Source organism: Anaerolinea thermolimosa (assembly GCF_001050195.2).
GTDB lineage: Bacteria > Chloroflexota > Anaerolineae > Anaerolineales > Anaerolineaceae > Anaerolinea > Anaerolinea thermolimosa.
The window spans coordinates 1,843,397-1,857,003 of sequence record NZ_DF967965.1 but is presented as its reverse complement, the minus strand read 5'-3'; the positions used below and the strand labels follow the sequence as shown (position 1 = coordinate 1,857,003).

Here is a 13,607-nt window from a genome sequence, read left to right as displayed (position 1 = left end):
AACCAGGCAGCCCCAATGGATTCATTTGGAGAAAATGTTCTTTAAACTTCAGGATCGTGTTCATCCCACTGCCGCATGTAAGGTTGCTCTCCCCACTTTTGTGGCCCATGAAAGGCCACTCCGGGCAGGTCGAACAGCTCTTTTCCTTCCGCCAGCCAGTCCAGCACGGCTCTGCGCAGGGAGGTGTCTCGTGGTGCGGATGCGGGGTCGGTATTTTTCTCGCCAAACACAAAAGACCAGAGAAAGCCCGGACCTCCATCGTGAGGGTAAAGGTAAAACTCTCGCTGGAAACGAACAATATTACTTGTTGGAGGTAGAATTTTTTGGAGCTGAGGGGTGAAAAACCAGGTGTGGCAGAACAGGGCTTTATAGGGTTTGTGGGGGTATTGCTCGGAAAAGAAAGCCTGTGCCTGGTAGAGCGAGTCGCGAATAGCCTCGGGGTGGAAAGGATCACCCCGAGGAATGTGAATATCCAATACAGGATCTCCCCGTTGTAACATTAGCTCCCATTCAGTGCGGTTTAAAAACCTGGGATGGCGCAGGACAAACCCATAAGGTGATACAGGGTATCCGAACCAGCCATCGGGTTCTTCTCTGAAGTCAGGTCGCCAGGGTTCCTCCGGCTTCCTTTCTGGCTCAAGATGTTTAAACTCTGGAGGATACTTACCGGCTTCAAACGCATAACCATCTGCCCGAAGGAGCATGTCTGGATCAGCGAGTATCAGGATACGCTGGCTCTGGCGATGGCGAAAAGCGGTGATTCCTGAGTCGAACAGGATCAGCATGTATTGCAGACGCCCGAGACGAAAGAGTTCACAGGAGAGGTGTCTCCAGATCCAGTTAAACTGGTCAAACCGCCAGGTGCCATTTTCTGAAATTTCCTGGCAGAGCCAGAAGCGTATATCAGCCATGGTGGCATCAAAGATCGCTTCAGAAATGCCACGTCGGAGATACTCTTGATGAGCCAGGGGTAAAGCCGCCAGGTAAGCCAGAAAATAGAAACGTACAGTGGCCTCGCCAAGGACTGTCTCCACATCCGGATCCATGGGCAAAGGAGTCCACTCGCGGTGCCATTCACCCCTGAGGACTGTTTTCGTATAGATAGAGGCGAATTTATCGAAAAGGAACGGGCTGGATTGGATTTGCTCTGCCAGCTTCTGGAGATCTTCGATGACCGGCCCAGGAAATTGAAGACGATTACACCAGCAGGCCAGCCGTTCAGGATGCAGGATTTCGATGTCCAAAGGTGCCCTCCCGTTTGTGTCTCATGATGTAGATCAGGGTTGCTCATCGTCCGTTATTTGCTGAGATGAGGCGCGAGAAAGGCGGTCTCGAATAGCCATTCCCAGACCAAAATTCCCAAAATCACGTGCCAGGATGAGATCGACGTTTTCCTGATCCAGCTGGCGGATTCCGCCATACAAATTCCGAGCAACTGTTGCCAGGTCATCCAGAGAGCCAATCACCGCCAGTTTAGCAGGAAGATCCTGGACAAAAGGGAGATCCTCTGAGGCAATGAGGAGCCCAACCCGGTTTCCCTTGCTGGTTTCATCGCTCACAAGGCGCCTTAAGGTTTGATGCAGAGAGGTGGGGTTGACCATTTTTAGTAGGATAAGCCGGGCATGAGGAGCATAATGTTTTCCGAGTAACCCGGGAGATGCCTGAGGTTTCCCTCTGTCAAGAGGGGAGTTCTTGAGCGTGTGTACGTCCCCGATGATTTCCTGTAAGGCTTCCAGGGTTACTCCACCAGGCCGTAGGATGGTGGGTATGGAAGAGGTGAGATCCAGAACGGTGGATTCAACCCCCACCGGTGTGGGGCCGCCATCTAAAATCAGGTCGATCCGTCCGGAAAGATCCTCCCATACATGGCGGGCAGTGGTAGGGCTGGAATGACCGAACAGGTTGGCTGACGGGGCGGCAATGGGAACACCGCTTGTTTGAATCAGGGCCAGGGCTACTGGATGAGCGGGCACTCGAACAGCAACTGTGTCGAGGCCTGCGGAGACAGAGGGAGGAACGGCCGGGTGACGCCGTAACACCAGGGTTAACGGCCCTGGCCAGAACTCCTGTGCCAGAAGTAATGCCATGGGGGGAACTTCCAACGTTACACGGGGAAGATCGCTTGGAGATGCCAGATGGATGATCAGCGGATCTTCAGCCGGGCGCCCTTTAGCCGAGAAAATGCGGGCTACTGCCTCGGGGTTGAGGGCGTTTGCCCCTAAGCCATACACGGTTTCGGTAGGGAAGGCCACCAGTTTCCCCTCTAAAATGGCCTGGCTGGCCACAGCGATGATAGAGGGGTCGGGGTTTCTTTCGGAGATGGTGAGTATGCGGGTGACTGGATTCATGATGGGTATGCGTGGCAATTGTACCGATGGGTACTGAGGAATGCAAGGCTGAAAAGACACCAACCCTGAAGATTGATCCTGGTGGGTGTCTTTGGTTGAACAGGAAAATGGTTCTGGACTTTAGGGGAGGATTTGGATTTGATCTGGCCGGTGAACGTAAATGACCGGGTCACCCTGGTACCATTCGATCAGGCCGCTTACCTGAATCTGCTGCCCAACCGTGAAAAGGGTGTCGGGAGGGGCGTCAAAGTTTTGCCAGTCTGGTATAGGGATCAGTGCTTTAAATACACCCTGGTGGGGATAGGCAAAACCCAGAAGGTAATTTTTGCCATTGTTGAAGATGTACTTCACTTCACCTTCGACGGTGGCGACCTTTCCAGCATACTCCTGAGCCTGCGAAACGTTGATGAGCTCGGGTTGCGAAGAAGGGGGAATATCCGTTGGAGGGGTGCTATCCAGAGATGGGAGAGAATTGGTTTCAGCCAGGGTCTCCAGCGAGGTGGGATTTCCCGTTTCCAGAGCAACTACGGCACCGTCATTGGAGCGGAAAAGGACCAGGTTGTTACTGACTACCCAGACGGCATAGGCCCCCCAGTATTGATCGTAGACCTTACCCTGGTTGTAGTAAATATAAAAACCCGCGGGAATGTTGCGAGGATCGCCATCCTGAACCAGAGAGGTCGAACAGTAATGGGTGGAACTGAATCCACAGTTGCTGGCGGAGGTGATGATATGGGGCAAATTAGACACGGTGATGGCGTTATTTGCAGAACTTCCACGGGATGGGGAGCGGTCGAGAATACGATGGGCAAGGCCGAACATCCAGTGGCCGCCGAAAATGTCGTTTCCGGCCATGGATAAATTGGCCTGCTCATCGGTGGGAAAGTAGGTATTCTGCATGAAACGAACATCGCCAGCCTGGAAGCCCGTAATGGTTTGCCCGTCGAGCAGCATTTCACCCAGGCGCGAGTCCCCCCGCCCGTCACATCCGCTCACCAGGCAGGGAGAGCCGCGCATGACCACGTAAGCTACCTCAGTGCCGTCATCGAATCTTTTCACCACTGGCTGAGGCCCCATGGGCATGTAACCTCCATCGCCGAAACCACCGTGCCCTACATTGGTTCTGAAGGCAATATTGCCGTCAGAAAGACGTAAGGCGAAGAGGGCCTGTTCGTCGGGACGACTGGACAGGTTGGAACGCATGGTGGCATTGGAAGTGGGCCAGGGGCTCCAGGTCCACATGGTTTGCCAGTCGAGGCGGAGTTTGATTAAAACCAGCCCGTGCCCTTCGGCGATCACTGGCCAGCCATATTTTACTTCGGCGTTGTTCGAACTGCTCCCTGGTTCTCCCGGGTTCAAAGGTGTGGGTTTTGATCGCCAGGCACGGGAACCATCGGCATCGCGTATGGCATGAACGTAGAGGTCTTCGCTGATGGCTACCACCAGGCCGGTTGAGGGAGAAAAGGCAGGAGGCGTATGGACATTGGAGGCTGCGTTATAGCTCCAAAAAGGTTGCATGGAATTGCTATCAATCGCGTAAACGCGCGTTCCCATGCTGAAATATACCCGCCCAGCATACAGAGCAGGGGGGAGTGGCAGGTCACTGGCAGCGCCGCTGTTAAATTCCCCGGTAGTTTGTCCGGTAGATGCATTCAGGCGGTATAAACGGCCATTGCTGGATACCACAAATAACGAGTCGCTGGAAGGGTCGTATGCTGGAGTGGAGTTAATCGCCCCCCCGGGATTTCTATTCCACAATTGCCCTCCATTCTGTTGATCGAGTGCATACACACCGCGGCTACCAGCCGCGATGTACACCCGCCCACCACCGGTCACCGGCTGGGTGTTCCGCGGAAGGGAGAACTTTCCACTGCTCACCCGCCCCAGGGAGTCGGGGCCATTCCATGACCACTTCCAGCGCCAGGGAGTGGGAACGGACTGACTGGTGTAGCTGGTATGAAGGGCATCGTGGGCATGTTGTGTCCATTCGCCAGCGGCGATGGGGGCGGGCTTTGAAATGAGGGGGAGAAATACTCTGGTGGTGTCGCTCTGGTAAACCTGAGAAAACGGAACAGACAAAATGGCCTGTGCTGATCGGGCTGGCAGTGCCGGACTGCTCAATAATACGATCAGACCTGTGAAAATGAGTAAAATACGACGAAAAGTAGTCATTTCACTTCCTTTGTCGTCAAACGTCCTCTCAGGTTACGGGGAGATGAGCTTCAGATTCCCTGTTTGCAGGAGGAATCATGAAAAGCTCCCGATTTATGATCGGGAGCCTGGTTTCATCATGGGATGGGCCGTCGCCTCAAACGCTTCAGGACCCACTGAAGGCCCACCACAAAGAAGGTAATCAGAGCAATCAGCCCGAGGTTACGGGCTATCTCAAGCCAGGCAACCAGGCTTCCATTTCGACCATGCCGCCCTTCGAAGCCCCTGTCACCAAACTCACTTTCGGACCTACCCAATAGAGACGACCTGGAAGGGGCTTCACCCGGGTATTGTGAGCGTTGTTCAAAGCGGATGGAGCTGTTTCCTTGTATGGCTGAGGAAGCCCGGGATCGGGTTACCAGAAGGTAAAAACCACCTGCAATGATCCCTGCTACCAGGAGAATGATGACTGACTTCAATAAAACTTTTAGAGAAACTTTTATAGCCATCTTTGCTCACCCGGTTAAGAAGATTTAGAGAGGGGAGGAATGGATTGGGATGGAGCCGGCATGGGAGTCGGTCTGCGAGGAGAGAAGCGTTTCCGGATAGGGTTGAGAAGGTACCGTTTGAACATGGTAGCTACCCAGTCCCAACTCAAGGCAAAATGCAATCCAACCAGAAGAAGGGTCAGGTTGGCTGTAGTACCGTGAAGGCCTCTCCAGAGGAAATCACGTGAACCTCTGAGGCCAAGGGCAGGCAGGAAGCTCTCGGAAATGAGAAGCCCGGTAAACATTGTAATGGTGAAGGATGTGAATAACAGGCTGTCTACGATCCATTTCAGGCGAGAGCGATGGAAGAATTTTCGGAAAAGGGATTTCCCAACCTCGACGATCCATTGCCAGTGAAGAAGCAGGTGGATCACCGAAGCCACGGCCAGGGCAATGGAAAGCCATTCGTGCCATGGAACACCTGTGAGACGGGGTTCCATGATGACCAGGAATGCCGTGAGCAGAAGTCCATCCAGAAAAAGATTAATTTTATGCATGGGGATCTCCTTGTTGGAAGGAATTCAATGGCCTGATTATCAGAAATGAACCTTTAGTTTTGATATAGAGAAGGTTCATTCGTGAGATATATCGGATAATCATTCTCTTTATTTGGGTGTGAAAAATGACCAGAAGATGGATCGAAAAAATACATGTGTTCCCCTTAAAAAATCAGAACAGGCAACCATGCCTGTTCTGATGGGAATGGTTCGGGTTGTTTTTTAACCGGAGATTTTTTGTTCGAGAAGTTTGATCAGTGGGTCGATGAAGAGCTGATTCATACTTGTCCGTCGCCGACTGGCCATGCGGGTGGGGTCGGGGGTTTGCTGAGCGCTGGATTCTGGAGGTGGAGCAAAACCCGCTTCACCACCCCCCGCTGGCGGCTGGAAGCCGGGTTCGCCACCCCGAAAGTTTCCACCGCCTTGTGATTGAAACTGTGCAATTCGAGTTGCCCGTTGTTCCTGGGTAAGACCGTTTGCTCCCTGGGTACCAGCAAAATTAGAGGTATCGATCCCGAAATTTTGCATGAGAGACTGGATTTCCTGGCTGGTCCAGGTCATGGCTTTGATCGCATTAATCTGTTCAGGGGTGAGGGTCTCCTCAATTTGTTGATACAGGGCGTTAATTTCGTCCTGAGTGGTTGTATCACTGGTTGCCAGGGACTTTACAGCTTTCCAGAGAGGAAGGAGATTGGTGGCCTGTTCTCTGGTGACAGCCAGATCGGTCCCTTCCAGTTTAAGAGTACCCATAGCCAGTTTGGATTCCAGAGGCAGGCTGGTGGGATCGAAGGGTTGAGGTGTTCCAGCTACACCAGAGGTATTGTTATTGGCCATGGCAGTGGTATTGCCTGCTGAACAGGCGGTTAATATCCAGACGATGATTAAGAGAGGAGTTAAGGAAAGTTTTTTCATAGGGATCCTTATTCATTGGGGTTATTCGTGTCGTAAGGCAACAATGGGGTCTAGCATAGCAGCACGCCGGGCGGGAAGGAAACCGAAAAATATTCCCACCAGAGCCGCCGAGCCAAACGCCAGCCCGATGGCTGAAGGGACGATGACCGTACGCATTTCACTGAGTTTTCCAAAGAGGAAGGAGCCGCCAATGCCAGCAAGCATACCTATTACTCCACCCACCAGGCTGAGCATTAACGCCTCGGTTAGAAATTGTAAATGAATATCCCAGGGGGTCGCACCAAGCGCCTGGCGCAGGCCAATCTCGCGGGTCCTTTCAGAAACACTCACCAGCATGATGTTCATGATGCCGATCCCACCAACGATCAGCGAAACACTGGCCACCCAGATGAGCAAGTTTCGAAAGGTTTGAGTGGTTTCTTCGCGTGCTTTGACAATATCTGCCTGGGTGCGGATAGAGAAATCCGGGCTGTCCAGGGTAACCCCGTGGCGGGTGGCAAGTAAAAGGTTGATCTGTTGTACCACATCATCGAGGTTGGCTTTTGGGTCTACCGAAACTGTAATTTGCCTGACGCGGTCACCCATGAAACGGGCAAATTGAGATGGGGTGAATTTTTGAAAGACTACCTTGATGGGGGTGTAAATCAACTGGTCAAAGTCGGTTCCTCCCACAAGGCCTTTTTCGGCCATTACACCGATGACCGTGAGTCGAGTTTTGTTAACCATGATGCTTTGGCCGATAGGGTCTGATTCACCGAACAAATTTTGGGCGATGGTTTTTCCTAGAACCGCCACCTTTTGAGCACGTTCCAGTTCGGTCTCATTAAAGTAGCGTCCTGAAGCAACTTCAAGACCGCGGACTGTGGGGTAATCGGGGGTTGTACCGATGAGAGTCACACCATCGAGGGTGGTGGAGTTATAGCGCACAGTGACACTGGCCTGCTGGTCAACCGTGGCACCGGTGACCCCTTTCACTTTCTCTCTGATTGCCGCCACGTCGTCATATACCAGACCGCCCTGCTGAGGCTGTGGCCCCTGGTTGGGGCCCACCCGGCTGAAGGAAGAGGAGATGAACACCAGATTCGAGCCCAGGCTGTAAATGGACTCGGCAATGGTAGCTTCGGTACCGGCACTGATGGCGATCATCACGATGACCGCAGCCACCCCGATGATTACTCCGAGGGTGGTGAGTAATGAACGGAGCTTATTAGCTTTTAAACTCCGCCATGACTCTTTGAAGATTTCAAGAAAGTTCATGTGGCACCTCCACAGCAGGTTGAGATGAAGGACGCTCCGACTTCCTTGATTTCCCATTAGAATGATCGGATACCAGAGCACCGTCGCGCAGGGTTAAAATCCGCTCGGTTTGATCGGCTACTTCGTGCTCATGGGTGACAATGAGAATAGTGCGGCCCTGTTCGTGTAATTGTTGGAAGAGCTCCATAATTTCGGCAGAGGCGTGCGAATCCAGATTACCGGTCGGTTCATCGGCCAGAATCAGCACCGGATTGTTGATTAGCGCACGGGCGATGGCCACTCTTTGTTGCTGTCCGCCTGATAACTGGTTGGGATAATGATGAGTGCGGCCAGAAAGCCCAACAATATCCAGGGCAGCGATGGCACGTTCCCGATTTTGGGCCGGGGACAAACGGTTCTCGCGGCGGTAGAACAAGGGAAGCATGACATTTTCGAGGGCGGTCAGGCGTGGGAGAAGATTGTAGGACTGGAATACCATGCCTAATTTACTGCTTCGAATGAAAGCCAGCTCGGTACGATTTAAAGAGCTTACATCGGTGCCATTGAGATAGTAGTGACCCTCACTGGGCTGGTCGAGGCAGGCCAGGATATTCAGAAGTGTACTCTTCCCAGAGCCGCTGGGCCCCATGACGGCTACCAGTTCGCCCTGATGAATTTCCAGGTCGATTCCGGCCAGTGCTATCACCTGGGTCTCTCCTGCACCGTAAAATTTCTTCAATGAGATGGTTTGAATGATAAGCGGGGTATCCATTATTGCGTCTCCACATTTCCTGTGGTTACTACTTCTCCCTGCTGAAGACCGTTTTTAATTTCCACAAAACTGCTATCTTTTAACCCGATTTCCACGGTTTTCAAGCGGGGTTTACCATCCTGGCCAACGACAAAGACAGCATATTGACCATCTCCCAGGTCACGCAGGGCTTCGATGGGGACGATCAGGACATTCTCGGCTTTTCCGGCAATGATTTCTACGGTGGCATTCAGACCTTCCAGAAGCTGATTTCCATGATCGCCGGGATCGAGTTTAATAACCCCGGTCAGTACCTGGTAGCCGCTTACGGTTTCAAGACTTGGGTTCAGGCGCGATACTGTGCCATTGAAAATTACATCGGGAATGGCATCAAAGGTTACCTCGGCTGTTCCCCCTACTACCACTTTGTCCATGTCTGTTTCATCGATGGAAAAGTTGACGATCGGGTGGGCCAGATCAGCCAAAGTAATCAAAGTGCTGTTGGCAGAAACTGTGTCTCCCGCCTGACCATTAACTGCCATGATCACTCCCGCAAATGGCGCTCGAAGTACGGCCCCTTCCAGGTTCTTCTGGGCAGTTTCAAGGGCAAGTTTGGCGGTAGCGACCTTGTTTTGTGCCTGAGCCAGTTCTACCGGGTCGATTCCCTGATTTGCTTCCAGTTTCTGTAATTTTGCTTTGGCCTGATTGAGAGTGGCTTCAGCCACTGCCAGAGTTGCCTGGGACGACTCAATCTCGGCATCGGTATAAGTGCTACAGTAGAGGTAATTGGCATAAGCCGTGTTGATCTGGTTTTTAAGAGGTTCAATTACATTCAGGTAATAGTCAGGGTCGAAGTTTCCATCATATTGTCTGGTATACCAATCCAACCTTTCGGTCAGTTTTTCGTAGGATCCTAAATATGCTTTGGTGGTATCTTCATCACAGCGTCTCCATCCCTTTTGTTTGGCCTCATTTTTAGCGGTGTCATAGGCTTCCTGAGCACTGACCAATTCTTGCCTGGCAGCTGCCAGTGCAGCCTGTGCGTTATCTTGCAGATCCTGAAGCTCCTGCTCGGCAACCATCAGGTCAACCTTTGCTGAAGACACGGCTGCTTCCAGGGAAGCCTGATCTGCCAGCTCAGCCAGCACCTGACCTTCAGAGACTCTGTCACCTACCTGCACGGTGATGCTGGCTACCTTCCCTGAAACTGGAAAGGACAAATTGATCTCCTGCCCGGCGCTCAGGGAACCACTGCCGGTGGCTGAAAGGATAATGTTGCCACGCCTCACCACTGTGGTTTTGTAAGCTGTCGGGGTAGCCGCTACAGCCTGTCTGGAAGGCTGGTACCAAAAGACAAAAATGGCCCCTAATCCGAGGACGACCCCCAGACCCAAGAAAATCCAGATGAACTTTCTGTTTGGGGTTTTACGAACCGAATGATTTGTTTCCATCGTATCCAGACTCCTCCCATGAAGAGATTAGAATTTGTTCTCATCATATAGGAGAGGTATTTATTTCCTGTGTAGAGGAAGTGAATTTTTGCGGGGGTTTTCTAAAACAAACCGATAAAAATGTACCCTTTCTACACTAAAATTAAATGAGCCTGTGATACGCTAAGTGCGAAAAATTCAAAAAGCAGGAGAATTATGACGGCCACAATTTTGGTAGTGGATGACCAATCCAGCGTCAGACAACTTCTTCAGGAATATTTGACCGAACAGGGATTTAAGGTCATTACGGCATCTGATGGACAAACTGCCCTCTACACTGCCCGGCACGAAGAACCCGATTTAATTTTGTTAGATATCATGATGCCTAAAATGGATGGTTACCAGTTTTTACGAGTTTACCGGCAGGAACGTCAGACGCCCATCATTATTATTACTGCCCGGGAAGAAGAAACCGATGCCGTGTTGGGTCTGGACCTGGGGGCGGATGATTATGTGGTAAAACCATTTCGTTTGCGTGAGCTGACGGCCAGGATTCGGGCGACTTTGCGCAGGAGCATGGAGGGTAAAGAACCAACGGAAATTCTTCATGTGGGTGAGGTGTGGCTGGATACCGGTGAACATACTGTGAAAGTTCGAGGTCAAGAGGTCGCTTTAACCCCACTTGAATTTGATTTGCTGGCCACCCTGATGCGTTCTCCGGGGCGGGTATTTACCCGCGAAGAACTGGCTGAGAGGCTTTCTGATAGTGGATTCGCTGGAATCAACAGCACGTTGAACATTCATGTTCGTAACCTGCGAAAAAAGATCGAGCTCAATCCATCAGACCCCGTCTGGATTGAAACCGTCTTTGGGGTTGGGTATCGTTTTCGAAAGCCTGAGTAAAAATGAAGATCTCTCTTTATTGGAAGATCATCCTGGCATTTGTTCTTGTGGCATTCACTGCCTCGGGATTGGTTGCTTTAATCATTCGAGCCAGCAGTCCTGATCGGCTCAGCCGGTTGATCATTGATCAACAGAGAAATGCGCTTACTCAGATGCTGGCCAATTATTATCGCGAAAACCATTCCTGGGATCAGGTTCCAGAGGTATGGGGGAGTTATCAGTGGCTGACTTCTCCTACCCCGGCTGCCGCTAATGGAGGAATCCCGGAACCGGATGGCCGCCCCGGGTTCGAGCGCGAGAGACGGGGTTTGTTCGGGCTGGCTGATCAGAATGGGGTGGTGGTTGTCTCGGTTGAGCCGGGGTTTCCTCCCGGCACGAAGCTTCCGAATGATGTGCTGAAAAATTCAGAGCCTATCCTCATTGACGGCAGTACGGTGGGATATGTATTCCTGGCAGGGAGGATTTTCAATTTCAACCCGGCAGAGACTCTTTTCCTCCGCCGCACCTATCAGGCCATCTTGCTCGCAATGTTTGGGGGGCTAATAGTGGCAGTTATAATCGGGTTATGGCTTGGCAGAAAGCTGGTGCAACCGATCAATGCCCTCATGGAGGCCTCTCGGCGAATCGCTGGCGGTGCGCTGGAACAGGAGGTTCGGGTCGATTCCAGGGATGAAATCGGTCAACTGGCTGAGGCGTTCAATCATATGAGCCGGGCTGTTTCTCTGGCCAATCAAAGCAGACGGCAAATGACCGCTGATATCGCCCACGACCTTCGTACCCCTCTGACAGTGATCGGTGGATATATCGAATCCATGCGAGATGGGGTGTTATCTCCTACGCCTGAACGCTTTGCATTAATTTATGGCGAGATTGAACGCCTTCAAAAAATGGTAGAAGATCTGCGTACCCTCTCTCAAGCGGATGCCGGTGAACTGGCACTTCAAATGCAGCTCTTCCCGGCGAGTCATCTCCTTGAGAGGTCGGCGGTATTGTTTGAACACCATGCCCGGCAACGGGGAGTCACCCTGAAAGTTGAACTGCCTCCATCCCTTCCGTCAGTCAGAATGGATGAGGGCCGGTTAATGCAGGTGATGGACAACTTGCTCAGTAATGCTCTCCGATATACTCCTGAAGGAGGAACCATTACCCTTTCAGCCCGGCCAACCCCGGAAGGGGTGGAATATGCGGTGGCAGATACCGGAGAAGGGATTCCGGCGGAAGAATTGCCCAGGATCTTTGAGCGTTTTTATCGAGCTGACCCTTCGCGCCATACCGAGGCTGGTGAATCTGGATTAGGGCTGGCCATCGTTCGAGCGATCATAGAAGCCCATGGAGGACGGGTCTGGGCCGAATCTCGAGAGGGGCAGGGTACAATCATTCGTTTTATCCTTCCCGTTCAACCGTATGATGGGAAGTGAGAAGAAGTGCCTCGCTGAGGGACCAGTGGTGCGAAATAAAAAAAGCCGGCGTTTTATAAAGCCGGCTGAGGAATGGGGAGATCATCCGTTTATGATGTTTGATGCCGAACTGAGGTTGCCTGGTGGGCCGTGGTAGCGAGTGCAATGATCACCCCTGCGATCACTACCAGCAACGCAACAGCAAATGTGGTTGGCGTTGGGTAGCTCAGATTGAAGATCCTATCCAGGGCATACAACCCTGGCCCCCACAGACCTAAGAAGGCTGTGACCACCAGGTTCACCAGTGGATATTCAAATCCATTATTGGAAGCCCAGAGGCCATGAGACCAGTGAACCTTGAGGATGGCCATCAGCAAAGCCCCGATGATTAGAGCCGAAGAGATGGGTGTGTATAAGCCGAGGGTTAGACCGAGCCCTCCCAGAAATTCACCCAGCCCCGCTATAACAGCCCAAAAACGGGGTGGTCTAAAGTTCATGGATTCCATCCACCGGGTAGTGTCTTGTAACCCTTTGCCGCCAAACCAACCAAAGAGTTTGCGAGCACCATGGCCCACAAAGAGCAACCCGATCAGCAACCGAAGAACGAAGATTCCCACGTCCATGTTCAACATAGCCTCTCACCTCCTTTCCATCCTGGCAGGTATTGTGAGTAAGCTAAAATGGAACCGGTGATCTTCCGTTTGCCTCGTTATCTCTATTACATCTATTTTGTAAGAATTTTATAAGAGGAATTTTAAAAGATTTGTTAAAATCCTATTCTGTCATGAAGCCCGAAGGTAATAAAATTCAGCCTCCGTCTTATGACTATGGAGGCTGAGGGCAGGTTATTTACCCGTACCTGCGGCGGTAACAGCGCCCCCGGCGGGACTCGAACCCACAACCTACTGATTCGAAGTCAGGCGCTCTGTCCACTTGAGCTACGGGGGCAATTGCCCTGATTATACCGTAAACCCTGGCTTTCGCACAGCTTTATTTAACCACCAGGACTGGACACTTGGCCAGACTGATCACTTTATGAGACTGGCTTCCCAGGAGAAGTCCGGTGAGAGCGCCCACCCCGCGGGATCCCATCACGATCAGATCACAGGAGCGTGTCTCGGCTACGTCAATGATGCTTTCGGCTGGTGGCCCGAAAAGTAATTCGCGGTGAATTTCTGGAACATCTCCCAGAAGATTAACGGCTTCATCCAGAAGTTTCCCTCCTGTTAGTGTTTGTTCAGCGATCCACTGATCAGCGATCGTTTGTCCCAGGGTGGTGGGCACAGCTCCAATGGCACAAACGACCCATACCTGGGTATCCTTTTGTTCACGGGCAAGCTTCCCGGCCAATTCGGCGGCACGTTTTGACCATTCTGAACCATCATAAGCGACAAGGATACGTTTGAACATGGTATTCCTCACTTTCCATGTCAA

At 51.9% G+C, this 13,607-nt stretch carries 13 protein-coding genes and 1 tRNA gene; 3 read left to right on the top strand and 11 right to left on the bottom strand.

Annotation, left to right across the window (positions count from 1 at the left end):
- Positions 1-41: 41 nt before the first annotated feature.
- The 3 genes from ATHL_RS08410 to ATHL_RS08400 all read right to left on the bottom strand — a co-directional run bounded on the left by ATHL_RS08410 (position 42) and on the right by ATHL_RS08400 (position 4,520).
- On the bottom strand, positions 42-1,244 hold the full coding sequence (locus ATHL_RS08410) for an acyltransferase domain-containing protein (RefSeq protein ID WP_062192087.1): 1,203 nt from the start codon (positions 1,242-1,244) through the stop codon (positions 42-44).
- A 33-nt stretch (positions 1,245-1,277) separates the two neighbouring features.
- Positions 1,278-2,348, bottom strand: coding sequence for an L-threonylcarbamoyladenylate synthase (locus tag ATHL_RS08405; RefSeq protein WP_062192085.1), 1,071 nt, complete (start codon positions 2,346-2,348; stop codon positions 1,278-1,280).
- A 120-nt stretch (positions 2,349-2,468) separates the two neighbouring features.
- Positions 2,469-4,520 (bottom strand): outer membrane protein assembly factor BamB family protein, encoded by a 2,052-nt coding sequence (locus ATHL_RS08400; RefSeq protein WP_062192082.1) that lies wholly within the window; start codon positions 4,518-4,520, stop codon positions 2,469-2,471.
- Positions 4,521-4,597: 77 nt separating this feature from the next.
- On the opposite strand from ATHL_RS08400, the gene ATHL_RS08395 reads away from it, so the two are divergent.
- A complete protein-coding gene (locus ATHL_RS08395) occupies positions 4,598-4,819 on the top strand; it encodes a hypothetical protein (protein ID WP_062192079.1) in 222 nt (73 codons plus the stop codon).
- 203 nt (positions 4,820-5,022) lie between these two features.
- Here ATHL_RS08395 and ATHL_RS08390 read toward each other — a convergent pair whose 3' ends face one another.
- The 5 genes from ATHL_RS08390 to ATHL_RS08370 form a co-directional block, all read right to left on the bottom strand.
- On the bottom strand, positions 5,023-5,544 hold the full coding sequence (locus ATHL_RS08390) for a DUF4405 domain-containing protein (protein ID WP_062192077.1): 522 nt from the start codon (positions 5,542-5,544) through the stop codon (positions 5,023-5,025).
- 222 nt (positions 5,545-5,766) lie between these two features.
- Entirely contained in the window at positions 5,767-6,456 is a 690-nt protein-coding gene (locus tag ATHL_RS08385; RefSeq protein WP_062192074.1) for a hypothetical protein, read from the bottom strand.
- 21 nt (positions 6,457-6,477) lie between these two features.
- Positions 6,478-7,713, bottom strand: coding sequence for an ABC transporter permease (locus ATHL_RS08380; RefSeq protein WP_062192071.1), 1,236 nt, complete (start codon positions 7,711-7,713; stop codon positions 6,478-6,480).
- Positions 7,700-8,464 (bottom strand): ABC transporter ATP-binding protein, encoded by a 765-nt coding sequence (locus tag ATHL_RS08375; protein WP_062192068.1) that lies wholly within the window; start codon positions 8,462-8,464, stop codon positions 7,700-7,702. Before ATHL_RS08375 ends, ATHL_RS08380 begins: the two co-directional genes overlap by 14 nt.
- The gene (locus ATHL_RS08370; RefSeq protein ID WP_062192065.1) at positions 8,464-9,894 is read right to left on the bottom strand and encodes an efflux RND transporter periplasmic adaptor subunit; all 1,431 of its coding nucleotides are present in this window, start codon (positions 9,892-9,894) and stop codon (positions 8,464-8,466) included. The genes ATHL_RS08375 and ATHL_RS08370 overlap by 1 nt, the downstream gene beginning before the upstream one ends.
- 195 nt (positions 9,895-10,089) lie before the next feature.
- Between ATHL_RS08370 and ATHL_RS08365 the strand changes: the two genes are divergently transcribed.
- Together ATHL_RS08365 and ATHL_RS08360 are read left to right on the top strand one after the other, a co-directional pair.
- On the top strand, positions 10,090-10,776 hold the full coding sequence (locus ATHL_RS08365) for a response regulator transcription factor (RefSeq protein WP_062192062.1): 687 nt from the start codon (positions 10,090-10,092) through the stop codon (positions 10,774-10,776).
- A gap of 2 nt (positions 10,777-10,778) precedes the next feature.
- Entirely contained in the window at positions 10,779-12,194 is a 1,416-nt protein-coding gene (locus ATHL_RS08360; protein ID WP_062192059.1) for a sensor histidine kinase, read from the top strand.
- 89 nt (positions 12,195-12,283) lie between these two features.
- Here the strand turns inward: ATHL_RS08360 and ATHL_RS08355 are convergent, their stop codons facing one another.
- The 3 genes from ATHL_RS08355 to ATHL_RS08345 form a co-directional block, all read right to left on the bottom strand.
- Positions 12,284-12,805, bottom strand: coding sequence for a DoxX family protein (locus ATHL_RS08355; RefSeq protein ID WP_062192056.1), 522 nt, complete (start codon positions 12,803-12,805; stop codon positions 12,284-12,286).
- Positions 12,806-13,047: 242 nt separating this feature from the next.
- A tRNA-Arg gene (locus ATHL_RS08350) sits at positions 13,048-13,121 on the bottom strand.
- A 42-nt stretch (positions 13,122-13,163) separates the two neighbouring features.
- Positions 13,164-13,583 carry a universal stress protein gene (locus ATHL_RS08345; protein WP_062192054.1) on the bottom strand — a complete coding sequence of 140 codons (420 nt, stop codon included), beginning with the start codon at positions 13,581-13,583 and terminating at the stop codon, positions 13,164-13,166.
- Positions 13,584-13,607: the final 24 nt, after the last annotated feature.